Origin of the sequence: Roseovarius sp. THAF9 (assembly GCF_009363715.1) — a bacterium.
In the GTDB taxonomy this organism is placed as follows: Bacteria; Pseudomonadota; Alphaproteobacteria; order Rhodobacterales; family Rhodobacteraceae; genus Roseovarius.
The window spans coordinates 953,295-976,387 of sequence record NZ_CP045404.1 but is presented as its reverse complement, the minus strand read 5'-3'; the positions used below and the strand labels follow the sequence as shown (position 1 = coordinate 976,387).

The window sequence follows — 23,093 nt, the reverse complement described above, 5'->3', positions numbered from 1 at the left end:
ACGCGCCCGACCTTGTGCCATGCCGGGCCAGCCGTTAATGCTGGACCGGCCTCATGACCCGAAGGACTTTTTCATGACCGCCCCTTTCAACGACGCCCTCCTATCGCTCGCCTTGGCCCGTGTGTCCGAACAAGCCGCGCTTGCCTGCCGCCCGCTGATCGGCCGCGGCGACGAGAAGGCCGCCGACCAGGCCGCCGTGAACGCCATGCGCCAGGAGCTGGGCGCAATGGACATTGCCGGCACCGTGGTTATCGGGGAAGGCGAACGCGACGAGGCACCGATGCTGTATATCGGCGAAGAGGTCGGCTCGGGGAACGGCCCCGAGGTCGATATCGCGCTCGACCCGCTCGAAGGCACCACCATTACCGCCAAGGCCATGCCGAACGCGCTCACAGTGATTTCAATGGCGCCGCGTGGCACGATGCTGCACGCGCCGGACGTCTACATGGACAAGCTCGCCATCGGCCCCGGCTACCCCGAGGGCGTGGTATCGCTCGACATGTCTCCCGCCGAACGGGTCCGGGCCCTTGCCAAGGCGAAGGGTGTCGACCCCTCGGATATCACCGTCTGCGTCCTCGAACGCCCCCGCCACGAGGCGACGATCGCGGAACTGCGCGCCACCGGCGCCTCGATATACCTCATCGGCGACGGCGACGTGGCCGGCGTCATGCACTGCGCCGATCCCGAGGCAACCGGCATCGACATGTACATGGGCTCTGGCGGCGCGCCCGAAGGTGTGCTGGCGGCCGGCGCCCTGAAATGCTTGGGCGGCCAGATCTGGGGTCGGCTGCTTTTCCGCAACGATGACGAGCGGGGCCGCGCCGAAAAGGCCGGCATCACCGATTTCGACCGTGTCTACACAAGGGACGAGATGGTATCGTCCGACGTGATCTTCGCCGCCACCGGCGTGACGCAAGGCTCGCTGGTCGCCGGGCTTAAGCCGCGTGGCGACAGTATCGAAACCCAAACGCTCCTGCTGCGTTCCTCTACCGGAGAACGCCGCATCATGACCTGCCGCCACCCGATGTGAGACCAATGTTACCTGCCCTCGTCCTTATCGACTTCCAAACCGGCTTTGACGCCGATTTCTGGGGCGCCCGCAACAACCCCGACGCCGAGGATCGCGCGTCTCAGCTCCTGTCGGCATGGCGCGAACGCGACGCCCCCATTTGCCACGTTCTGCACCTCAGCAAGGTCGTAGGCAGCCCGATCCATCCCGACTCGGGCGGTTGCGAGTTCAAGCCGCAGATGATGCCGCTGACCGGCGAGCCGATATTCGAAAAATCCACCAATTCCGCCTTCGTCGACCCCGCGCTTCACTCGCACCTGACCTATCTTGGCGCAACCGAACTGGTGATATGCGGCCTGACCACGCCCCACTGCGTTTCCACCAACGTTCGCTGGGCCGACAATATCGGCTATGACGTAACGCTCGCACACGATGCCTGCGCCGCCTTTTCGTTCTCCGCCGACACCGGCTGGAACCCCGATCTGTCACCGATGGACCCCGAACCGATCCACGCCACCGCCGTCTCGCATCTGCATGGCGAGTTCTGCCGGGCCCGCTCCGTCGCCGCGATCCTTCGCGACCTTTCATGAGCTACCTCGGAGTCGCGCGCTCCCTGACCGGGCGCCGCTGGATCGGCCCCACTTTCGATACTGACCGCCTGGCCGAGGCGATGGCTCAGGACACCACCCTGCCGCGTCCCCTCTGCCAGACGCTGGCGCGCCTCGGTGTGGCCACCTCCGACGCCGCCGCCTATCTTGACCCGAAGCTGCGCGACCTCATGCCCGATCCGCGCAGCCTGAAGGACATGGAAACCGCCGCTGCTAGGTTCCTTCAGGCGGTCGAACGGCACGAGAAGATCGCCGTCTTCGCCGACTACGATGTCGACGGCGGCGCGTCGGCGGCCCTCCTGATCGACTGGCTGCGCCAGATGGGCTTGAACACCACACTCTACGTCCCCGACCGCATCGACGAAGGCTACGGCCCGAACGCCCCCGCTATGGCCGAACTGGCCGCCACGCACGATCTGATCCTCTGCGTCGATTGTGGCACGCTCAGCCACGAGGCCCTTGCAGCTGCCACCGCCGCCGACGTCGTCGTGCTTGACCACCACCTTGGCGGCGAAACGCTGCCCCCGGCGCTCGCGGTGGTGAACCCCAACCGGCAGGACGAAAGCGGCGACCTCTCGCATCTCTGCGCCGCCGCCGTCGTGTTCCTGATGCTGGTCGAGGCTGGACGACAACTGCGCGAAGCCGGCAAAAAAGGCCCCGACCTCATGGCGATGCTCGACCTCGTGGCCCTCGCCACCGTCGCCGATGTTGCCCCTCTGCGCGACGTTAACCGCGCCTTCGTGCGCACCGGCCTTGCGGTCATGGCTCGCCGTGAACGACCCGGTCTCGTCGCGCTCGGTGACGTGTCGCGGCTCGATACCGCGCCCACCGCCTATCACCTCGGCTTTGTCCTCGGCCCGCGCGTCAATGCCGGCGGCCGTGTGGGCCGCGCGGATCTGGGGGCGCGTCTTCTGGCCTGCAACGACCCGGCCGAGGCTGTGTCTTTTGCCGAGAAACTGGATGAACTCAACACCGAACGCCGCGACGTCGAATCCGCCGTCCGCGCCGCCGCCCTCGATCAGGCCGAGGCGCGCGGTCTCGACGCTCCGCTTGTCTGGGCCGCGGGCGAAGGCTGGCATCCGGGCGTCGTCGGCATCGTCGCTTCGCGCCTCAAGGAAGCCACAAACCGCCCCGCCATCGTCATCGGCTTTGACGCAGACGAAGGCAAGGGCTCGGGCCGCTCGGTCTCCGGCGTCGATCTCGGCCACGCCATCCAGCGCCTGGCCGCCGAGGGGCTTTTGCTCAAGGGCGGCGGGCACAAGATGGCCGCCGGCCTGACCGTGGCAAGGAACAAGCTCGAGGCCTCGATGACCCGCCTCTCCGACCTCCTCGCCCGCCAGGGCGCAGGCAGCTCCGGCCCTGCTGACCTGGCGCTTGACGGCCTGCTGATGCCCGGCGCCGCCACGCCGGAACTCGTTGGCCAGATCGAGCAGGCCGGTCCCTTCGGCGCCGGCGCACCCGGCCCGCGCTATGCCTTTTCAGACATGGGCATCACCTTCGCCAAGCGTGTCGGCGAAAGCCACCTGAAGATCCGCTTCGGAGATGGCATGGGCCCAAGTCTCGACGCCATCGCCTTTGGCGCTTACGACACCGCGATGGGCCAGGCTTTGGAACAGCATGGCGGCGCACGGTTCCACCTCGCCGGACGCCTCGACATCAACACCTGGGGAGGCCGCCAGACCGTGCAGCTCCGCGTCGAAGACGCCGCTCCCGTCACGTGAGCGCCACGCCCCGCCTAGCCTCCGCGATACCCGCAAAATTATGCAAGAATCCCCTTGCGCCGGTCGCGGCTTTTTCATAATTACACGCTCACGCCAAGGCATGGCCCGTTCGTCTATCGGTTAGGACGCCAGGTTTTCAACCTGGAAAGAGGGGTTCGATTCCCCTACGGGCTGCCACATTCACCCCGTAAGCCGCTGAAAATACTCGCAAAAACGGCTTTTCTGAAATCTCGTTATCCCCCTCATTATCCGCCATGCGAAACGCTGTGGGGCTTCGATTCCCGCAGAGCATCAATGGGAAGCGTTCCTCCGCGCAACAGGTGTGTGACTGAGTGATCGTAACCGCGACAGTCCGTTGCAGACCTCGTCCCTGAATGCCATGTTCGAAACCAGTTCCTTAAACTGGTGACGCAATGACGGAAGTACCGAACGACGACGACAAGCTTAATGCGATGATCAACTCCGGAGGCGACATTGCCGGTGGCGCAGTCGGTGCGGCGATAGGTTTTCTTTTGGGTGGCCCGGCTGGTGCGGCTGTAGGCGGAGCAAGCGGCCCTGCTGCCGCTGCGGCAATCCGGAAGATCGGTCACGAAGCAACCGGTAGACTTCTAGGACCTCGTGAAAAGGTTCGGGTTGGCGGTGCTTTGGCAATAGCCGCCGCGCACATTGAACAACGTACGAAACGAGGGGAGAGGCTTCGGACCGATGGGTTCTTTGAAAATCGTCACCATGGGCGAAGCGACGCCGAAGAAGTAGCTGAGAACGTTCTTCTACGCAGTCAGCGTGAAGCCGAAGAACGAAAAATACCTTTTATGGCCTATTTAATTGGTAACATTGCTTTTAATTCGGAGATCAGCGCACAACTCGCACACCAGATTGTCAAGGCGGCAGATGCAATGACGTATCGACAACTCTGCATAATGAAGTTGGCCGCAGTCTCTGATAACTACGCCCTGCGTGAGACGGACTACAGGGGACAAGGCCGTTTCGATAAGGCGCAGTACCAAATCCTGTACGAGTGCTTGGACCTCTACCAGAGGGCACTCATTAACTTTGGTGGCGAAGTTGCCTTCGGTCCCACCGATGTGAAGCCGAAGTCCATGAAACTGCAGGCAATGGGTACAGACATGTTCAACGAGATGGGTTTGGCCACGATCCCGGACGCTGACGTCGCTCCTATCGCCGCACATTTGTCTAGGTAATCAGCTCCCACCCTGCGCGATTGCCGCCGGGGCTTTATTCGGCTGTGTCTTCCGCGTCACCGGGTCCGGTCGAAGCGCCCAGTGCCGACGCCAAGCTGCTTACCTTGGAGTTGGCGCGTTCGTACATCTCCCGCTCCAACTCTTCCTTCGTCGACTTCTCCGGGTCCGTTCCATCCTGTCTATAGCCTGACGGCGTCAGACCTCGCTTCTCCCTGATTTCTTCGAACTCAGCGCGGCGCTGGCCCAGCGGATGGGGCGGCGGGGGTGATACGTATCCTGCCATTTGCTTTCTCCTTAATCGTTCTTCCGGACGGCCTTGCTTCCAGCACGGGCCATATCGGCGTTAAACTGAGAGGAACTGCGACGGAAAGAATCTGCGTCGGGCGTGCGTACGTCCCAGTTGAAGTTCTGGATGATGGGCTGGGCACCGTTCGCGCCTGCGCCACCGTTGAGTTCTACCGGGATCTTTCTGCCCTTGGTGAGGTTTACCACTGCCTCATTGCCATGAAGAATCGCAGGAATCCCCGAAGTGTTGGGGGTTCCCTCGCTGAAGTGAGGTGCGTGCTTGAAAGCACCAATCGGGGCGCTTGCCATACCTACCGGGCTGTTGGAATAACCACCTTCGGAGAACGCGCCTACTGCCATGCTGATTAGACCACCAGCGCCGCCCAGACTGTCGAGAAAGCCACCACCGCCGCCGATACCGCCAGCGGACGCGCTACGCACCATCGACGCATGCTGCTGGCCACCTGCCTCAATCGCGGTCCTGACGCGGGTCGCGTGCTGTCCGCCGCTGGTGGTGGTTGCCATCCGTACCTGCTGCCCGTGCTGGACACCTGCGAGGCGGGTCGCGTTCGCGGCCTGCTGGCCTCCTACGGCGTGCGCCTGCTGCGTGAACTGGCCTGCCTGCTGACCGCCCTGAGTCATCGCCTGTGCAAGCTGCTGGGACACGGTCTGGCCTGCCTGCATCATGGCGGTTGAAATGTGCTGTCCCGCCTGCATACCGCCGTTGGCGACGGCTGCGCCCTGTCCAGCGCTAGGGTCGTCGCCCTGAGAGTTGAAGAGACCGCCGAGGAGACCGCCAAGGCCGTTGCCTTCGCCACGCCCAAGGAGGTTCGCCAGTTCGGCGACGGCCTTGTCCGCGACGATGTCCGCGATCACGCCGAGGATCGACTCGCCCAACGCTTCGATATCAAACTTGCCCGTCTTGATCATCTCTGAGATGGAATCCCTCAGGGAGTTGATTGCGCCCATCTCGATCTGCTGTCCGGCCTCGATCCAGTTCGGAACGGAGTCCATCCACTTCTTGACCGGGTCTTCTGCGAGGGTCTTAAGCTGTTCATTCAGGGCGCTTGCGGCGTCGATCTGGCGGACCATGGCGGCGGTCTGCTGATCGACGACGCCGGTTCCCGAGGTCATGGCCTCCGCCATGGCGCGAGCGCCTTCTTCAGTGGCGAACTGACCTGACGCGACCAGCTCGAGCGCAACGTTCTCCTGCTGCAGGCTCTGGAGTCTTCGGTCGAGGGACTTGGTCAACTTTTCGACGGCCTTCTGCTCTTCGCTGAGCGCGGCCTTCCGCGAAGAGCCTCCACCACCACCACCGGCGGAGGCAGAAGCCGCCTTTCGCGCCGATGCCCTAGCCGCATCAAGCTGAGAATCCAGTGCAAGGCCGCGCTCAAACTGATACTTTTCCATTTCCAGAAGCTGGCCCTGTGCCCATCCTGCGATACCGCCGGTTGAATTCGCGCTCATTTCCTTGGCTGCGAACTCGCGCTCCTTTTCGAAACGGACACGGGCAACGGCGGCTTCCTTGACGCTCTTCCCGGCGGACAGGGCAGTCAGTTCCGCACTCTTCGCGGCGTTGGAGATGACGCCGCCGCCGATGCTGGCCAAGCTTGAGAGGATAGCGTTGATTTCAGCCCGAACGCCGCTCATTGCACCGGCCCATGCGTTCGTCTGGGACACCGCCGCGCCGATTGCTCCGGTGGTCCGGCGGGCGGCGTCTTCAGCTTCGGTCAGCTTCCTTACAGTTTCGGCCTGAGCGTCATTCAGGTTCTCGACGCCCCCGGCGGCTGCGACGATCTCCTGACGCATCTGAGCATAGAGATCGGCAAGCTTTTCGGCGTTGTTGGTTGCGCGAGACTGCGTAAACAACGCTTCCAGTGATGCCGCTTCCTTCTTCGTAAGATCAAGCTCATCACGAAGACGGCGCGTCCGGCCTTCAGCGTTCGCAGCGTAGCCTGCGAGGGACTCCATCCAAGAAACTCCGGCGGTGTCCGAGAAGAGGGCGTCACGGGCGGCGCGGAGGTCGCTGGCGGCGTCGATCTGTGCAAGCTGACTCTGGACCTCGATAAGGCGCATGACCTCCTGCGTCAGCAACCCATACTCCGAGCGGAGGGCGGCGAGGTCGTCGGTACGGGACGCGGTCGAACGTACCTTGTCGATTGACTCGTTAAGGTCTTCCAGCGCGTCCTTGAAGGTCTTCGCGGGCGGGATGACGTCATAAAGACGGTCGATCAACAGGGGCAGGACAACACCTGCGACGGCACCGATTGCGATGCCCGTGGTCCCGAACACCAGACCGATATCTGCGGCCTGATAAGACACGCCCTTCAGGGCCTGTTCCATGCTGGTAGCCATACCGGCGACCTGACCCATCTGGTTGATCTGAAGACCCAACTGACGGCCCATGCCGATATTTGCACGGGTGACGCTGTCCGTTGCTGCTGACGCAGCCATCAATGACTGACTAGCCTCGTGTCTCGCCGCCGCCGCCTTCGCAGCCGACAATGCCCCGGCCTGTTCCAGCGTGTTGATGTCACGAAGGGCGGCTTCGTACTGCTTGCTGACCCGGAAGGTGGAGTCATAGCGGGCGCGGAGGTTATCGAGGGCGGTGGCGTGATTACGAGCCGCGGCGGCTGCTTCCTCTTCGGCGCGGGCGGCTGCGCTTGCTTCAGCACGAAGACGTTCCGAGGCGCGGGCGGTTCGATTAAGTTCACTCGCGAGGTCCGCATATCCCGCGCGAGCTTCCCTGACGTCGAGACCGGACGTTGCGTTGGTCAGGCGATTGCGGAGACGGTCGAGACCGGCTTCCAGCTTTGCGAGTCCAGCGGTATCCCCGACGCTGAGAAGGCGCTCCCGGAGTCTGCTCGCCTGATCCGTCGAGACGCGGAGACTGTTGGCGCTCTGGATGGCAAGCTTGCGGATTCTCTCTGCTGCACGATCCGAGGCGTTAGCGGTGCCCGTGGTGGCCTTCGACAACCGGTTCGCTTCTGCGCTTGCGGCCTTCAGACCGGATACATCGACCTTAGGCGAGATGTTCTTCAACTGGGTGAAAGCGCCGGTCGTATCACGTTCGAGGCCTTCGACGGCCTTGCGGACAGATGCGACCGCGGCGGTGAACTTGCGCGAACCCGCCTCTGCGGCGGACGCGTCGATCTTCAAACGGAGTTCATGAGTTTCGGCCATTCTCGGGCCTTTCTTTTTTGGGCTGCTGGAAAAGGGGCGGCGAGGTCGCGGGCGGCTTTCCGGTGGCAGCCCAAAAGAGCGCCTGCGACCTCGCCAAGTGCGTGGCGGAGAAGAGGAACCACCACGGCTGGAGAGATGGTCACATGATACCACGATGCGGCCCCAGCACCTAGGAAACGGCGATTTCGGGTCACACGTTTAAGTTGAGTGTGTCGCGGTCTAGGCCTGCAGTTCCATCTCGGTCGGGATGGATAATTTTGAAGCGGGGTATCTGATCTGGGAAGGCCGGGGGTCGTTTTTGGGCTGGGTCCCCGGTTCGGGCAAAAAGTTGTAAAACATGACATGAAAAAGTTGCATAGGTGAATCGAGACAGCACCTGCGCCGCCGATTCAGGGGGTGGCATACCCCCTTGCGGGTCCCTTTAAGTGTTGGAATTATAACAAAAAATAAGCCTAATTCGCAAGTGATTGATGCAAGGAAACAAGGGTTTTTGGGCTGCTGACGCAGCCCTGCACCACCTCACAGGCCTTCCATGTCCTGTTTAGTCCTGTCCGCGCCTCTGCCGTCACGCCGCATCCGGCTTATAGACACCGGCCTTCACCAGCATCTGTCGCACGCTGTTGGCCTGATATGGCTTGCCGGATGATGCGGTGAAACCTTCGTTTGCGAGGTCTGTGGCGATCTGGCGTAGGGATCGGCGGTTCCCCTTCCTGTCGGCTCTGTAGAGGGCCTTGGCACGCGTGAGCGTGTCTTCACTGTACTGCCGAGACCCGCCCTCCACCCGGCGTCCTACGGCCTCTGAGCGCCTGTCGCGACCATCCTTCAAACGCTTTACCAACTTGCGCTTTTCGAGTTCGGCAAAGACCATGCCAATCTGCGACATGGCACGACGCATGTCGTCTTCTTCTTCGAAGAGCGGTTCGCCGTTGGCGCAGATAACCTGTACATTAAGGCCCTTTAGAAGCACTTCGCCGAAGATGCTGGCGTGCATGGTTCGAGCAAAGCGCGACGGGTCTTCGATAATGATTGTGCGGACGCCGTTGCCTGCAATGTGTTCCAGCAGGGCCTTGAAGCCGGGGCGGTTTTCGATGAGTTCTGCGCCGGACACCGCTTCGTCATAGTATTCTGCGACGATCTGGAAGCCGTTCTCTTTGGCGCACCGGGCAATGGCGTCCCGCTGGCGTGCTCCACTCCCCTTATCGTCACCGACATTGGCTGCGCTGGATGTTCTGAGATATGCGATAGCGCCGTTTTTAATCATGATTTCAGTCTCTTACAGGTGATTCCGTTATGATACCTGAGAGATATAACACCTTTAGGATGGCGTGTCCCCCGTAAATCATGGAAACAATGGGTTTTTAGCCGCTTTGGCGGCTTATGTGTCGCTGGAAAATGGGTCAGCACCTATTACCCAAAAGTAAACTGATTAGTACAGTTTTGCGAAGGTTGTACGACGCGGGTTCGACGGCGTCTAAGATGCGTCAAACGTATCAGACGAAGCTGCTTGGGTCGTGTTTAGCGGCCCCAAAATGGAAAGTCTCGACCATCCGGTGTTGTCCAACTCTCTCTTTGGGTTCTGCATCAAGATCGAGCACGCTGAGAAGCAGCAATGTATTCATAGCTTCAAGCGCATCAATCGATAGCTCCAGTGGATCGAAGTCTGCTTCAGAGATACCTCTTCCGCCATGAGCAGCGCCTCCTCTGAATTCATACGCCTTACAGAGCCAATCGACCATGTTCTGACCAACAAACGAGGGCCTAAACTCTCTCTGCATCAGTGTCGTAAGTCTGAGAAAACGATCCCGGTTCGACTCCAGAGACACCTTTGAAATGGCGCTTTTCGCCCGTTGTTCGACATCGACGTCGTACCCCAGATTTTTCAGTTCCGTCGAAACTAGGCTTGCTATGGTCTTCGAGTGTTCTCTTTTAACCACTCGTTTGGAAGAGGTTTCGGGCAGCGCTTCGAACCACTTCCACGCGTTCAGCAGCCTGTTCGGAGAGATTGTTCTTCGAGACTTCAACGCCTCGATCATCGTATAAGCTGGATATTCGAGTTTGTCGTAGTTCCGTATCCATGACGATAGCGCACGGTCGAATGACTGCTGTGCCTCCGGCGAAACTAGATTGACAGGGGCCGCGTAGAGTTCAAGCGTTTCGGGCTTAGGTTGGTCTTTTCCATGGTATCGGTAGACACTGTGATAAGAGACGAGTTCACCTCTTTGCACGAGATCGAGATATTCTTCCTGTGAGTGTCTTGAGACGGAAAGGCTATCTGCAAAAAGCAGACGACCACTCAAGCAGGAGAAAAACCTCTCTGTACACGTGACGGCTCGGAGCATTTCCGACAGAGCGACTCCTTCTTTGAATATCAACTCGATTTCTGGAACGGCCTCGGAGACGTTCTCATAGTATCCGTCCCTAGTTACCGCGAAGGTGAGCCGGACATTGAACCAAGGAGTTTGGGTAACGTGGATATCGAAGGTATCAATTTCGAAAGCCTTGCCGTCCATGATCTTCTTGTAACGATCACTCGTTTTGAAAAGGCTCTCCACACCCGGCATTCGAAAACAAGCTGATTTGACACCGTCACCGGTTCGCCACGCATCCTGTCCAACCAGCATTAGGTTCGAGTAGAGGTCCGTGGTATGCACCGTGCTTTCCCCCATCCACCTACGGCCATCCGAGGCGTAGTTTCGGTGAAGCGAAGCGATCCAAAGCTCTTCAGTTTGAAGAAACACTGGACGATCATCAAAAGATATCTTGCCGTCGAAACTAACAAACCGAGCTTTAATCTCGCCATTTTCGACGACCAAGGTACACCTAGGTTCGCTAGGGTGCTTGATCGGGCGACAGATATACTTGTGCCCTTGCTTCAGTTCGGGAGGGGACATTCTGGTGTGGATTTCCTTTTTGTGCTCGATCTCGTTGGAACATACCTATGCGCGAGTTGCGGTTGAAGACTGACGACGTGGTTCTGTCGCAGGTCTGGAAATAACCTTGCGGGACTTTGCGGGACTTTTCCGAAAGTCCCGCAAACCTCGATTTTACCTAAATATCTGTTTTGCTTGAATATTATTTTGATTTGCGGGACTTGCGGGACTGCGGGACCTAATACTCATAGATTTACAGAAATTAAATTATTTTGGTTGTACGGTTTATAGCGAACCCACCTCAGGGGCACCTCGCTAAATATAAAATGTTTCCGGGGGCGGAGGACCGGGAAGGTCCCGCAGTCCCGCAAGTCCCGCAAACGTAACGATTTCAATGCTTTAGGCGTGCGGGACTTTTTGTAAGTCCCGCAAAGTCCCGCAAAATGACACGCGAGAAAGAAAAAGGGCGGCTAACGCCGCCCCGCACCATCACGTCTTCACCAGCTTCCAAAGGTTCAGACCGGAAGAGTTTTCGACCGCTTCAAACGACACTTCCCAGTCACCTACCTTATGCGGCTCCTCGGCAACGTCGCGCTTGAACCCGCTGCCCAGCTTCTGAGCGTTGGAGTAGATACCAAAGGGGTCGTATCCCCATCCCGGCAAGCGCAGCGCCTGTGCGTCACCTTCTTCGTCCTCATGGAAGCCTTCCAGAATGGCCTTGACCGACTGGGTACCTTCAGGGTGCCGCTTGGCGACGGTTCCGGTCACAAACAACCGCCCGTCCTCGAACTCCGCCAACCGCTGGACAAGCTGCTGCACAGGATCGTCACTGACCGACGAACGGGCCTTCATTTCCTTCTCGTTCCCAAGGAAGCCCTTGATACCGGCGGCGTCCAGAATGCCGCCCATGGTCCGCGCCCACTGGGAATAGCTGGCCTTGTCGTACCTACCGGGCTGACGCCCGCCAGCAATCCAGTTCTGTACCAGCGTGAGGCATGCCCAGACCAGACGGCCCCGGCTCCCGCGCACCCACTCTTCAATTTCACCATGACGGAAGCCGGTGCGGTTCTCGGGGTTGGCCGTCTTGGGATCGAGGTAGATCAGGACGAACCGACGGATAAGCTCATCGGAAAGACGCAACTTGTTCCCGGCGATGACCCACTGGCAGCGAACTTCAACCTCCACCGTTTCAGACTTCCCAAGGATACGGGCCTCATAGGTCGGGGCCGTCATCGCCGACGCCAGTTCGCCCGAGTCCACCGCCGCATTGATGTTGTCGAAGAACACGTTCGGGCGTCCGCTGCGCAGGGCAGGAAGCAGAACCTTGGACATTTCGTCGGGGTTGGTAGGCAGTGCCATGGCGGGGGTTGCACGCCCGCTATAGATCGTGCTCATGGCGGCTTCCAGCTTGCCCGCACCCGCCCCCGGCTTCTGCTTGTCGATTGCGATACCGGGCGCGTTGCCAGAAATCATGTCCCGGACGAACGGGAAGACTGCCATGACAATGGCATGGGCCAAGCTGGGCGTCGGTTCGACGGCTGCGCCGGGGATGGGGCGCAACTCGCCGTCCACCTCTTCGCAGCACAGAGCCGCCTTGATGGCCTCTGCACGGGTCATCCCGTCCGGCATGAAGTCGGCAAGGATTTCCTGCACCAGAAGCCGCTTGGCCTCGAATACCTCTACTTCGGTCGGAACGTCGCTCACGTCCGGGATGTTCAGGGAAGGGTCGGGCTGGAAAAACAGCTTCGTTTCCCAGTCGTAACCCGACTGCGTCAGCAGTGCGCCCGTAGCCGTGAAGCTGGGCGTGGTGATGATACCGCGCAGGGACGGGTACTTGCCGTAGTCATCATTGAACAGGTAACGGACCACGTCATCCGGTGCCGCCACCCCCGTAGCCTTGCGGTCTTCTCCACCAACGCGGGCGAACCGCGCGACAGTGTTCAGATGGTTCTCGAACCCACCCTTGTTCAGAATATGGATACCGTACTGACCGTTGGAATCCTCGCGGATCACGCAGAGGTCGCGGGCATAGTGGAAGACCTTGGGGTGCTCACGGTTGGCTTCGTGGATACGCTTGTCGCCGTACTCATGAAGGAGATCGAATCCCCACTCGTTGATTACGGCGACGCCTTCCAGATGGGAGTCATCCTTGTCCCGGTCACGCTTCTGCTGTGCGTCTTCCAGTTCCTTCCAGAACTTCTTGACCTCGCGCCTTCCGAGATTGGTATTCTTCGCGATGACGGCGGTGACGTTGGCCTGAACCGTGAGGTCCACACCTTCGCGGAACAACCTCTTGACGAACTTGCGGATATCCTCTTCGGAGCTTTCCGTATTGAAGGCTTCCGCGCGTTCCTCCGGCGTCTTGTCGGTGTCGCCCGGTTCAGCAGGGAGAGGCGTAAGCGGGTCGTCTTCGCTGTCCTCAGCTTCCAACAGGAAGCCGGAGTCGAGGTCATAGAGGGCGTCTTCCTCGAACCACCCCTGCCGAAGCATCTCTTCCAGAAATTCCAACTTGTGGCGTCCCTGACAGGCGTCGTGGTGACAGAAGATCGTCCAGTACGATTCACCACTCGGGGAAGGTTCGGCGTCGAGGCAGTTGATCGCCATGGTGGCCGTGCCGCCCTCGGAACTATGTTCCCCTTCAAACGGGCACTCAGTGTGAACGTGCCCCTGAGCTTCACCCCCGGCAACGCGTACCTTGTCGGGGCAGAGGGTTTCGAGCACGTCCGCAATCATGAAGCGGTTCTTGCCACCGTCGCTGTGCCAATCGTTCAGAGAAGCGCCTGACGGAGTCTTGTATTCCCGGCGAGACCCTGCGGTTTCTCCACCAGCCTGAGAAAACGGGTTTCCGTCCCGGTTGGACGTGTACGCCGCCTTCTTCATCGGCGTGATATCGTCGAATGACAGCGGGTCCCCCTGTACGATCACGGCACGCCAGTTGTCTGCCCCCTTGGGGTGCCGCGCGGTATAGAAGAGACGGCTGGGGTCAGTGCAGGAAACATCGAAGTGGACACCAAGGACGTTGCGGGCAAGCCCCGTCACCTTGTCTTCCCAGAGGTCCAGTGCTGCCTGATGCGTGCCCAGCTTGTCAGTCAGGGCCATGAACTTGACCGGGTCCATCAACGGGAAAATGAGACGGAACTTGTCCAGCGGCGGTGTGTCGAGAATGATCTTGATACCGCTGGCGGTCTGCTTCTGTTCGCGGATCGTCACGGCGTCCACGAACGACTCTTCATACCTGTCCTTCGCGTGCTCGCGCAGGAACGTCTGGACCTGTTCAAGCGTCGGGTCACCCTTGATCTGAAGCTTGCGCAAAACTTCATCGCGCTTCAGTTCGATTTCGGACAGGCCGTGGCGATAGGAGCTGTATACGAAGCACAGAAGGTTCTTCTCTTCGATGATCTGGATCACGTCGTCGAGCTTGGCACCGGAGTCGATGTCGAGGCCAATGGCATACATGGTGTCCATCGCAGCGGCCTTGCGGGCACCTTCGACGGAAGAACCAAGGACGATTGCGGAGCCTGCCTTGTGCTTGCCCACAGGGTGCCGTGAGAAGCCCCACGCGGGCAGGTTCTTGTCGCCCTCCTGTCCTTCGTTCCACTGCCCCCAAGTGCGGGTCTGCGCCTGCCAGTCGCCGTCCTGCGTATTCCGGCGGTCGCGCTGTCCCCACAGTTCGCCCAAAAGGAAAGTGGCATTCCGGGCGAGGAAATCGGCGAGTCCATCGGTCTCGCGACCGCGAATTTCTGCGTCATTCAGTCGATTGTCAGGAACTGACTCCAGCCCCGGCTGACACCGGGCAACTGCCGCCCGCCAGTTGGGCATATAGTCGTGGTCATCATCAAGATTCCACTGGTCCAGAAGCTCCTGCGCCTCTTCGCAAGGCTCCTTCAGGTCTTCGTATTCATCGGCCTGCCGTGCGACCAAAGAGTCGAAAACCTCTTCAAGTTCGTAATTGTCGGGGTCGTTAAACTGTTCGTCGAGGTCGCCCCACGCCGGGACGAATTCAGGGGCCTTCTTGGCCGTAGCATCTACCATTATTGTATCTCTCTCTCAGTTACTTAGCATGTCGCACCTCCTTCAGAACTGTCTATCATGCCGATCTCTTCGGCGTCGGGATGCAGGAAGACAGAACAGACCCGCACCCCCGTATGTGTCGTCAGGCCCGCTAACGCGGGCGCAAACGTCTCACCTAAGCGGCACAACGTCTCCGCCGCGGTCACCTCGCCGCTGATCCACGAGCAAAGCAAGTTCCGTCAGCAACGGCCCCGCTCCTTCGAGCGCCGCCCCTTCTTCTTGCTCCACCACCTCGATAAGGCGGTACGCCCCCCGAATGATCTCGTCCAAATTCTTGTCCCTTCGCCGATTTCTACAGGTCCGGTCAGTACAAAAAAATTGCCACGTGAGTCAAGGGAATAATCCTATTTTATCATTATAAAACAGTAGCTTACCGGCTTGAAGCTGAAATCTGTCACGCAGACGGTTTCTCGCCTTAAGCTTGAAGCCGAAAAGCGGGTCTCAAGCTGCGGAAATGGGCCGATGAAAATCGACGACGCTCACAAGCGTATCGCCAAGGACATTCATGTCAGTCACCTTCGACAGCGGATAGAGACCGCGACGCCAAACCCAACGGCCTTCTGTGTCCGGGACGAAGTTCGCTGCTGACAGGACCTTGCGAGCAAGGTCGGGGTCGTCGTCGAGATGAACCACGGCCCACTTGAAGGGCACATAGAAACCCAAGCTGCGGAAGCGAGGAATCCGTTCGACGGCGCTGCGCAGAACAATGGCCAGTTCGGTGACCATCGCGGACTCCCCGCGCCTGCGCTGACCGTACTTTCCGTAGGTTCGGGGTGTGCCCAGAGCATGACTATTCATAATACCTCTCCTTGTCAGAACCTGCTAAGCGGCACGGTTCCGTGCCCATTCCTCGATCTCCGCGCGGATGCGGGCTTCTTCTTCGGCGTAGTCTTCATCGGTGAAGGTCTCGGAACGGACGGCCTGCCAACGCCTGATCTTGGCGCTACGCGCCGCCGCCTTGCGCTTCGCAGCCGCGCGTTCTTCCTTGTCCTTGATGTGACGGAAGTCGTCGCCGTCGTACGTCGATCCGCCCCATCCGGCCTCGGACATCACGGTGCTGCTGTCGTTGAAAACTGCGGGCATTCAGCGACCACCTGCCTTGCGGGATGCGGCGTCGCTACGCGCCCGGAGGTCGTTCTTACGTCGATCCTCAGTAGTGAGGGGCGCTGCCAGTGCCGGGGCAGGTTCCGGGGCCTCCACAGGCGCTGAAAGCGCTTCGCAGATGGCCTCGTACTCTTCGATGGTCAGGCTCTCGCCCGTGGGGGCGAAAATGTAACCTTCACCCTGATAGAGAGGGGGGCCGTCCGGTCTCTCGGACAGGTCGGTGCGACGCCGGAAAACGAGTCCATAGTCGCCAGCGACGACGCGCGGCCAGTGCTGGACCGTGGCGATGATGCGTTCGACCTTCGTCACTGAGCCAGCCCCCACTTGCGTGCCTGCTGAAGACGCTGAAGGGGCGGCAGGTCCTGAATAATTTCGAGCTTAGCTTCCTTGCTGAGACTGGAGTCCGCCATCTCAGCAGGTGCGGTCGCCACGCCCAAGGAGCGGGCACGCGCGATACGGCGGGCGGCGTTGTCAACGTAACGGTCGGGATGCACGGTATCCTTACCGCGGTTCACATCCGCCACGGCGGCGGCGCGGGCGTCTTCGTCCCCTTCGGAGATGGCCTTCCGGCGGTTGGCATCGGACAGCCCCGGCAAGCTCAGAAGTTCGCTCTGGAAAATGTCTTCATCCAGCGGGGCACCCAACGCGGCGGTTCTGGCGCTCCTAAGGTTCAAAATATCGGTCTCTTCAAGCGTCACACCATGCTTCTCAGATGCTTCAGTGACAGCGCGTTCCACGAGCGCGGCCCAGCGGTCGCGCACGGCTTCAGAGCCTTCGACGATGTTCAAAAAGTTGGTGTGGTCGGTCATGCCGCGATCTCCATCAAGCTGTCGTAATAGTTTTCGAGAAGGGCTTCGTTGCATGAAACCGCAAACGCAGGCGCAAGCTTGTCAACGTCAGGCGGGGTAGCGCCCGCGAGAATGAACCGCGTCACATCTGCGTTGAGCGCCCAGAGGCTCTTGAGAGGCTCCAAGGCGCGGACTACCGAAGGCGTACACAGCGGGCTGTTACCCACGGCGATACTGAACGCATTGCGGATATGGAGGAGGCGGCTGCGCATCCGGGGGTCCGGCAACCACTCCGCGAAAGCGCGGGCCGCGGGCAGCATCTCACTTTCAACATAAAGCGTGTCGGAGAGACGATGCGCGGACTGGGCGATAGCGGGCACAGCGCCCGCGTCGATTTCGCGGGGGCGGAAAGTCTGGACCGCCGCGGCAAGGGGGTAGCTGCGCCGCCCCTTCGATCCCGACGGGACGCGAAAGGCGAGGTCCTTCATCCGCCGGGATGCGGTGTGGGCGGTTGCGCCGGTCGCCTCCGCATAGGAGTCAATGGTAGTGTAAAGCACTTCTCATTCCTTTTTGGGGAGATTTCGTAATCCAGAAATTTTCTGGGTTGACTTTTTCTCTCATATCTGGGGTCAAATGTCAACGAATCGCTAAAAACGGGTCACGTCAGAGAAAAGAAAGCGCCCCGACGTGATGGCGGGACGCTGTTATGAAGTGCTGCCTGACAAACTGGACTTACAGGGCCTGCTTTGCCAGTCTCGCCCAGAACCTTGGAGCGCAGCCGTGGCTTCACATTGGAACGGAGGATGAAGCGTGAATTGGGTCGACCAGATAATGAAGATGGCCGGAGCTACTGGCAGGGTGGCCTTCACGATCTTTCTCGCCTGTACCATCGTTGTGACTGCAGAACACTACGCGCCCGAGCACTTCGCAGGACTTCCCGAGTTCGTCTTGCCCGCCTTGAAGGTCCTCGCGATCTTCACCGGAGTCGCCTCTTTGGTTTCAGGCTCAATCGCAGTAGTGCGCCTACTAAAAAGGGCGTGGCCATTCGTAGCTGGCCCATTCAGGATAGCGAAAATCAGGAAGGAACTGCGAACACTACCCGAGGAAGAAATGAAAATCTTAAGGGCTGTCCAGTCTACAAACGACAGACACTTCAGGCTTCAAGAAGACAGAAAAGAGATCATCAGCCTGCGCGAGAAAGGACTCATCAAAACCCGCCTCGCTTTCAGGATGGATGGCGGCTACAGGAGGTTCGAAATCCCTCTGGACGTTTGGCGCATACTTCAAGAAACTGAATAACTGCAGCCCCCCCCTACTCTCGAAGCTTCTCCCACAGGTCATGAGTCATATCACCCTCGCGCTCCGCGCGTTCGTGCTCACGCACGACAGCCGCCTCCCATGCATCCCCCCTGACCTCACGACGGTCTTCGGGGTCCATCCGGGAAACGAAATCTGACCACTTCTCCATGACCTCGCGTCGTTGCTCCAAGAGGTCCGAACGGAAATACGCACGCTCCGTCTGATTACCTTTAGCCTTAATATGTTGGACGCAGTGTTCCGCCAGCATGAATTCAACGCCTGCGTGCGCTGCCCAGTCACGGAACGACGAGCGGAAGCCATGCGCCGTTGCAAGCCTTCCGTTCTCATCCTTCCAACCCTTCTCGTGAAGCCACAGCCTATGGGAATTGTTGCTCAGATGGCGGGAAGCTGAATCCTTTGACTCGAACACGAAATCCGTTTCTGAACTGAACCTTTTGGCCATCCGCACTGCGTCCATCATCTGGTCACTAAGCGGAACTCGATATCCAGTGCCCCACCCCTTCACCCTCTCAGCCGGGATCGTCCAAACGCGATTTCTCAGGTCGAATTCAGACCAAGTCGCCTGAGTAATGCAGTTCACCCGCACCGCAGACATGATCAGGAGCCGCATTGAAAGTCCCACGAGCGTGTTAGGAAGTGCGTCGTAAAGGGCTGGCACTTTACGCCAAGGTACTGCCGGGTGGTGCTCATGTTCGATCTTCTGAGGGCCTAACCTATTCTTGGCGCGATCCATGAGCGTCACATCGACACGAGGGTCGTCGACCGAAATGTAGACGATCACCTGATTGATCCACTGAGCTAGCTTGCGAGTCATCTCGCGCCCCCAGATCGGCCTTAGAAGTGCGATCAGGTCATCGGGCGTCAGGTCAACGACAGGCTTCCGGCCTATGGTCGGGAAAACGTGTTTCTCCATCCCGGCGATCCAGTTCGAGGGCTTGGCTAGGGACTGGCAGCGGTTTTGCCAATACTCTCGCGCCGCCTCCTCAAACGTCACGCCTCGCCGCCTGACGGCGGCACGAACCGCCATGGGGTCTTCACCTTTAGCCTTCTCCCCACGAGCCACATGCGCCATTTTCCGGGCCTCTTTCAGGGATACGTCCGGGTAGCGGCCCAAGCCCATTCTTTTCTCTACATTCTGCCGCTTGTACCGGTAGACCCAGCTTGCGGAGGTTGGAGAATTGACCAGAAGGATCAAGCCACCGCCATCGGAAAGGCTGCGCTTCTTGGTGAAGTTCTTCACGGCGTCGTTTATGTCCGCCTGCTTAAGCTTTTCGGTTGGCAATCTTCGATTCCCTCAAATCCATTATCCACTTTATTATCCACCTACATATAGAGGATCATGGAATCAAGGATTTGATTTTTGTTTATTTTCAATGCGCTACATTTTATCCATACCACATGTAGAGTGCAGTTTTTCCCCTACGGGCTGCCACCCACATCTACAATACTGACTATCCACCGGCTTGCGCGATAATATCGCGTGAATCCCGTGACTTACGAGCTCATGGATTTGCAGAGGCGGAATCGGTCAGACAATCTGTCGGTAAAATGCCCGACTGTCTCAGTCGCGCATTCTTATATTACCAATTTGATGTGGACTGGACCTGTTACGGAATTGTTCCGCTCCTTTGACTTGGTATTTGCCACAAAGAAGAGACATCATGGCATCGAACCCAACCCCCGAATTCCGCACAGAGGTAGTGCGTGTCGCATTGACCAGCGGCTTGCCGCGTAAACAGGTAGCCACCGATTTTGGCGTAGGCTTCTCGACGCTGAGCCGTTGGATCCCGCAGGATCTACGCAATCCTGAGAAGCCGTCCGCCCAGTTTGATCTCAAGCGCGAGGTCGCGCAGCTGCGGAAAGAGGCACTTCGCGAGGTCGCTAAGCGTTTGTCCTGTTTTGAGCCGGAGCGCTCCGTTCGGGGCACTCACTATCTCCTTTGGCTGCCGTCCACCCTCAATCCAAATCAAAATGAATTGAACTCCCTCCTGAAGGCACAGCGCCAACCTAGTCCAATGGAGCGAAAGGGTTACACGCTTCGCTTGTCGTACCAGAAGTCTTCAAGGCTCCTGGCGTGGCGGCCGCTTTCGCGCTCCGCGCTCTCGTGCGCAACAGCCAGCGCCTCGACGGCACTTCGACCGGACTTCCAGACCAGACGCACCAGATCCCCGGCGGAAACAGCGGCGCTCATTGGTGCGCCATCACTGTAGTACAGGTCCATTTTGCGAAGCGTGAGGTTTACTTGATCGGCAAGTGCGTCCGGCTTGAGTTGTGCGCCGTCTTGCACGACACAAATATATGTGCCGTTGCCCGCGTAGGATAGCAGGGCTTCATGGTGTTCCAGGGCTATCGAGATTGCCTCGGCCACGTCGGTAACGAGACATTCATACTCGTATCGCGACAGATCACGGTGAAGCTTCGCGATCTCTCGAATGGTGAAGCCGACGATGGACGATCCGAAGAGCTTTTTTCGCGACATCAACGACACGTAGTTTTCCAGGGCCACGTATGTGATGCACCCTTCCACGTCCTTGACGAAGATCGGTTCATGCAGCGCAAGCGTTGTGGACAGTGAGTCATCAGCGTCGGTTTCGGTCTCTTCGACGCTGACCTCCGTTTGATTTCGCCTGGTCATCCCGTCTATCAGCTGGATCCGTCCACGCAAATCATCAATGTCGAAAGGCTTTGTGATGTAATCGGTCGCGCCTGCCGCAAACGCCTTGTCTATGTAGGATTTGTCGGCCATCGCGGTCAGCATCACGATAGGTGCTTGCGCGTGACGAGGATGATCGCGCAGTATCTCGCAGAGCGCAATCCCGTCGGTATCGGGCATCTGAATGTCGATCAAAAAACAATCGATTTCCGGACAGTCGGGTCGCGCAATAAGCTCCAGCGCATCGGTAACGCAAGACGCGGTCTCCACCGTATGGTCACCGAATGTCTGGACGATCAGTTGAAGCAATTCCAGGATTGCCGGTTCATCGTCCACGGCGATTATATGCATTTTCGTCACTCCCGTAGGGTCGAGGTTTCTCGAGGCCCGATTCGCAGTTTGGTGTGCCCACACACTCCGGTACAATCAACGCGAGAATGTAGACAAAATTTAGTCAACTTTCGGGAGCTTTGTGTCTTTCGCAAGGTATTGGTGCGCCGCTTTGCATGATGAAGCATGATCTGTCATCGACATCTTTTGCGGTTTTCGCAGGCACAAATCCTTCTGAGGTTTGAATTAAAGCTGCAGCAGATCTACAAATCCTGTTCGCTCCGATCCTCGGCCGCGACCGGCGCTTCTTTCAAATCTTCGCTTCGCTCGCGCAGAAGGGAACCAAGTGGGCATGGCATTGAAAGAGTTCGGCGATCACGAACCTCGCAGCGACAATCGCGATTCACTCTGCTACTGACTGATGCATTCAAAGACCGGCCAACCCGGATTTGAGACGTTTTTTCTCACATTGCCAAGTCTTCGGACTATTGCCGCCACGTTTTCATCACAATGGCCGCTCAACCTGAGCGCGTCTGTACGAGTGTTTGAATTTTTTCGAAGTCTCCGAGAACCCCTGGAAAGTTCCGACGTGCAAAGCAACGCGACCATAGTGAGCCACTTAGACGCCGACGATCTTTCGCCGGGTCAAACCTTGCTTCATGGCCAGTACAAGATAGAGCGGCACCTGATCGGCGGCGGTTTCGGAATGACGTACCTGGCGCGCGACAGCCTTGATCGCGTGGTCGTGGTGAAGGAGTGTTTTCCCAGCACGATCTGCCGTCGCGTGAACGGCGAGGTTCGGCCGCACAAGGCCGAGTTCCAGCAGCAGTTTCAAAAGGTCATTCGCAGCTTCTTGCGTGAGGCGCTGCGCATGGCCAAGTTCGACCATCCCAATATCGTAAAGATTCATCAGGTCTTCCAGGAAAACAATACGGCCTACATCGCGATGGATTTCGTGGACGGCATGGACCTTCTGACGATGCTCGAGATCGAGCCCGAACGAATGGCAGACGAACTGATCGAGAGCCTTCTTCGAGAAACGCTCAGCGCGCTGAAATACCTGCATGGCACGGGTATGCTGCATCGCGACATATCACCGGACAACCTGTTGGTCGACAAGAGCAACAAGTTGACCATGATTGATTTCGGCGCTGCAAGCGAAGAGAAAGCACGAAAAACCCGGGCCCTGTCACATATGATGGCCGTCAAGGACGGTTATTCACCGCACGAGTTCTATTACACGGATGGCGACCAGAGACCGTCAAGCGACATTTATTCTGTCGGCGCCACGTTTTATCACCTGATCACCGGCAGCGCGCCGCCCGACTGTCAGAAACGGGTCGCCGCGCTGACATCGGACATGCCAGATCCCTACCGCCCCCTCGCCGCAGGCAACTGGGCGTTCGACGCGACCTTCCTGTCGGCCATCGACAAGGCTCTGTCCGTGGCACAGAAAGATCGTTTTCAGTCTGCGAAGGAATGGCTGGACAGTCTTGAACGCGCCCCGACAAGTGACGCGGAGCTTTCCATCGACCTGACTGCGGGTGTGAAACCAATCGCGGCGCCTGCACGGCCTGTCACCATGGCCTCCCCACCCTGCCAGGCTGCCCTGCAAGATGAGGGGGAGCTTGCTTCGACGATCTCTTGGTTGGTGCAAGACACCAATACAAAGGTCAAACCGAAATTTGCGAAGCAAAGCGCGGAGCCGGTGGAAGAGGTCAGCGAAGAACCCTCTCCGCTGGTCGATATTTTTGGTCAACCGATCGAGGATTTGCAGCTTTGGCTGGCAGAAAACGACAGCCCGAAACTCCGCAGGAAGCCTCGCTCCGAACCGAAAGTGGCTACGGCGTTACCACAGATGAGCGTTCCTGAAGAGACAGGAAATGGCCTTATGCGGGTCTTGAGGCGCTTCACGAAAAGACGCAACGGCAGGTTGGCTTGAGTAGACA

18 protein-coding genes, 1 tRNA gene and 1 pseudogene are annotated in these 23,093 nt (G+C 58.9%); 8 read left to right on the top strand and 12 right to left on the bottom strand.

Annotated elements, in window-relative coordinates; translation table 11 throughout:
- Positions 1-73 precede the first annotated feature (73 nt).
- The 5 genes from glpX (at position 74) to FIU86_RS04790 (ending at position 4,540) form a co-directional block, all read left to right on the top strand.
- Positions 74-1,030, top strand: a complete 957-nt coding sequence (gene glpX / locus FIU86_RS04810; RefSeq protein WP_152474028.1) for a class II fructose-bisphosphatase — start codon at positions 74-76, stop codon at positions 1,028-1,030.
- 5 nt (positions 1,031-1,035) lie between these two features.
- Positions 1,036-1,599, top strand: coding sequence for an isochorismatase family protein (locus tag FIU86_RS04805; protein WP_152474027.1), 564 nt, complete (start codon positions 1,036-1,038; stop codon positions 1,597-1,599).
- On the top strand, positions 1,596-3,338 hold the full coding sequence (gene recJ / locus FIU86_RS04800) for a single-stranded-DNA-specific exonuclease RecJ (protein WP_152474026.1): 1,743 nt from the start codon (positions 1,596-1,598) through the stop codon (positions 3,336-3,338). Before FIU86_RS04805 ends, recJ begins: the two co-directional genes overlap by 4 nt.
- Positions 3,339-3,440: 102 nt before the next feature.
- Positions 3,441-3,515 (top strand) — tRNA-Glu (locus FIU86_RS04795).
- 236 nt (positions 3,516-3,751) lie between these two features.
- Entirely contained in the window at positions 3,752-4,540 is a 789-nt protein-coding gene (locus tag FIU86_RS04790; protein ID WP_152474025.1) for a hypothetical protein, read from the top strand.
- 34 nt (positions 4,541-4,574) lie between these two features.
- Here the strand turns inward: FIU86_RS04790 and FIU86_RS04785 are convergent, their stop codons facing one another.
- The 10 genes from FIU86_RS04785 to FIU86_RS04740 all read right to left on the bottom strand — a co-directional run bounded on the left by FIU86_RS04785 (position 4,575) and on the right by FIU86_RS04740 (position 17,329).
- Positions 4,575-4,823 (bottom strand): hypothetical protein, encoded by a 249-nt coding sequence (locus FIU86_RS04785; protein WP_152474024.1) that lies wholly within the window; start codon positions 4,821-4,823, stop codon positions 4,575-4,577.
- A gap of 11 nt (positions 4,824-4,834) precedes the next feature.
- Positions 4,835-8,008, bottom strand: coding sequence for a phage tail tape measure C-terminal domain-containing protein (locus FIU86_RS04780; protein WP_152474023.1), 3,174 nt, complete (start codon positions 8,006-8,008; stop codon positions 4,835-4,837).
- A 565-nt stretch (positions 8,009-8,573) separates the two neighbouring features.
- Positions 8,574-9,269, bottom strand: a complete 696-nt coding sequence (locus FIU86_RS04775) for a recombinase family protein (RefSeq protein WP_152474022.1) — start codon at positions 9,267-9,269, stop codon at positions 8,574-8,576.
- 229 nt (positions 9,270-9,498) lie between these two features.
- Positions 9,499-10,899: a hypothetical protein gene (locus FIU86_RS04770; protein ID WP_152474021.1), complete on the bottom strand. Its 1,401-nt coding sequence runs from the start codon at positions 10,897-10,899 to the stop codon at positions 9,499-9,501.
- A 468-nt stretch (positions 10,900-11,367) separates the two neighbouring features.
- Positions 11,368-14,910: a hypothetical protein gene (locus FIU86_RS04765; protein WP_152474020.1), complete on the bottom strand. Its 3,543-nt coding sequence runs from the start codon at positions 14,908-14,910 to the stop codon at positions 11,368-11,370.
- Between the two features lie 480 nt (positions 14,911-15,390).
- A complete protein-coding gene (locus FIU86_RS04760; protein WP_152474019.1) occupies positions 15,391-15,675 on the bottom strand; it encodes a hypothetical protein in 285 nt (94 codons plus the stop codon).
- A gap of 96 nt (positions 15,676-15,771) precedes the next feature.
- A complete protein-coding gene (locus FIU86_RS04755; protein WP_152474018.1) occupies positions 15,772-16,032 on the bottom strand; it encodes a hypothetical protein in 261 nt (86 codons plus the stop codon).
- The gene (locus FIU86_RS04750; protein ID WP_152474017.1) at positions 16,033-16,362 is read right to left on the bottom strand and encodes a hypothetical protein; all 330 of its coding nucleotides are present in this window, start codon (positions 16,360-16,362) and stop codon (positions 16,033-16,035) included.
- Positions 16,359-16,862, bottom strand: coding sequence for a hypothetical protein (locus FIU86_RS04745; protein WP_152474016.1), 504 nt, complete (start codon positions 16,860-16,862; stop codon positions 16,359-16,361). Before FIU86_RS04745 ends, FIU86_RS04750 begins: the two co-directional genes overlap by 4 nt.
- The gene (locus tag FIU86_RS04740) at positions 16,859-17,329 is read right to left on the bottom strand and encodes a hypothetical protein (RefSeq protein WP_152474015.1); all 471 of its coding nucleotides are present in this window, start codon (positions 17,327-17,329) and stop codon (positions 16,859-16,861) included. The genes FIU86_RS04745 and FIU86_RS04740 overlap by 4 nt, the downstream gene beginning before the upstream one ends.
- A gap of 322 nt (positions 17,330-17,651) precedes the next feature.
- On the opposite strand from FIU86_RS04740, the gene FIU86_RS04735 reads away from it, so the two are divergent.
- Positions 17,652-18,140, top strand: coding sequence for a hypothetical protein (locus tag FIU86_RS04735; RefSeq protein WP_152474014.1), 489 nt, complete (start codon positions 17,652-17,654; stop codon positions 18,138-18,140).
- Positions 18,141-18,153: 13 nt separating this feature from the next.
- On the opposite strand, the gene FIU86_RS04730 is transcribed toward FIU86_RS04735, so the two are convergent.
- Entirely contained in the window at positions 18,154-19,443 is a 1,290-nt protein-coding gene (locus tag FIU86_RS04730) for an integrase arm-type DNA-binding domain-containing protein (RefSeq protein ID WP_152474013.1), read from the bottom strand.
- Positions 19,444-19,822: 379 nt separating this feature from the next.
- Here FIU86_RS04730 and FIU86_RS23095 point away from each other — a divergent pair, with 379 nt between their 5' ends.
- On the top strand, positions 19,823-20,371 hold the full coding sequence (locus FIU86_RS23095) for a transposase (RefSeq protein ID WP_368373153.1): 549 nt from the start codon (positions 19,823-19,825) through the stop codon (positions 20,369-20,371).
- 452 nt (positions 20,372-20,823) lie between these two features.
- Here the strand turns inward: FIU86_RS23095 and FIU86_RS23090 are convergent.
- Positions 20,824-21,165 (bottom strand): annotated as a pseudogene (locus FIU86_RS23090) (response regulator); the annotation flags it as partial.
- Positions 21,166-21,733: 568 nt separating this feature from the next.
- Between FIU86_RS23090 and FIU86_RS04715 the strand changes: the two are divergent.
- Entirely contained in the window at positions 21,734-23,086 is a 1,353-nt protein-coding gene (locus tag FIU86_RS04715; RefSeq protein ID WP_172977433.1) for a serine/threonine-protein kinase, read from the top strand.
- Positions 23,087-23,093: the final 7 nt, after the last annotated feature.

Excerpts from the sequence above, each read along its gene's own strand:
- glpX (WP_152474028.1), top strand. The coding sequence starts at position 74 with ATGACCGCCCCTTTCAACGACGCCCTCCTATCGCTCGCCTTGGCCCGT.
- FIU86_RS04805 (WP_152474027.1), top strand. The coding sequence starts at position 1,036 with ATGTTACCTGCCCTCGTCCTTATCGACTTCCAAACCGGCTTTGACGCC.
- recJ (WP_152474026.1), top strand. The coding sequence starts at position 1,596 with ATGAGCTACCTCGGAGTCGCGCGCTCCCTGACCGGGCGCCGCTGGATC.
- FIU86_RS04790 (WP_152474025.1), top strand. The coding sequence starts at position 3,752 with ATGACGGAAGTACCGAACGACGACGACAAGCTTAATGCGATGATCAAC.
- FIU86_RS04785 (WP_152474024.1), bottom strand. The coding sequence starts at position 4,823 with ATGGCAGGATACGTATCACCCCCGCCGCCCCATCCGCTGGGCCAGCGC.
- FIU86_RS04780 (WP_152474023.1), bottom strand. The coding sequence starts at position 8,008 with ATGGCCGAAACTCATGAACTCCGTTTGAAGATCGACGCGTCCGCCGCA.
- FIU86_RS04775 (WP_152474022.1), bottom strand. The coding sequence starts at position 9,269 with ATGATTAAAAACGGCGCTATCGCATATCTCAGAACATCCAGCGCAGCC.
- FIU86_RS04770 (WP_152474021.1), bottom strand. The coding sequence starts at position 10,899 with ATGTCCCCTCCCGAACTGAAGCAAGGGCACAAGTATATCTGTCGCCCG.
- FIU86_RS04765 (WP_152474020.1), bottom strand. The coding sequence starts at position 14,910 with ATGGTAGATGCTACGGCCAAGAAGGCCCCTGAATTCGTCCCGGCGTGG.
- FIU86_RS04760 (WP_152474019.1), bottom strand. The coding sequence starts at position 15,675 with ATGGTCACCGAACTGGCCATTGTTCTGCGCAGCGCCGTCGAACGGATT.
- FIU86_RS04755 (WP_152474018.1), bottom strand. The coding sequence starts at position 16,032 with ATGCCCGCAGTTTTCAACGACAGCAGCACCGTGATGTCCGAGGCCGGA.
- FIU86_RS04745 (WP_152474016.1), bottom strand. The coding sequence starts at position 16,862 with ATGACCGACCACACCAACTTTTTGAACATCGTCGAAGGCTCTGAAGCC.
- FIU86_RS04740 (WP_152474015.1), bottom strand. The coding sequence starts at position 17,329 with ATGAAGGACCTCGCCTTTCGCGTCCCGTCGGGATCGAAGGGGCGGCGC.
- FIU86_RS23095 (WP_368373153.1), top strand. The coding sequence starts at position 19,823 with ATGGCATCGAACCCAACCCCCGAATTCCGCACAGAGGTAGTGCGTGTC.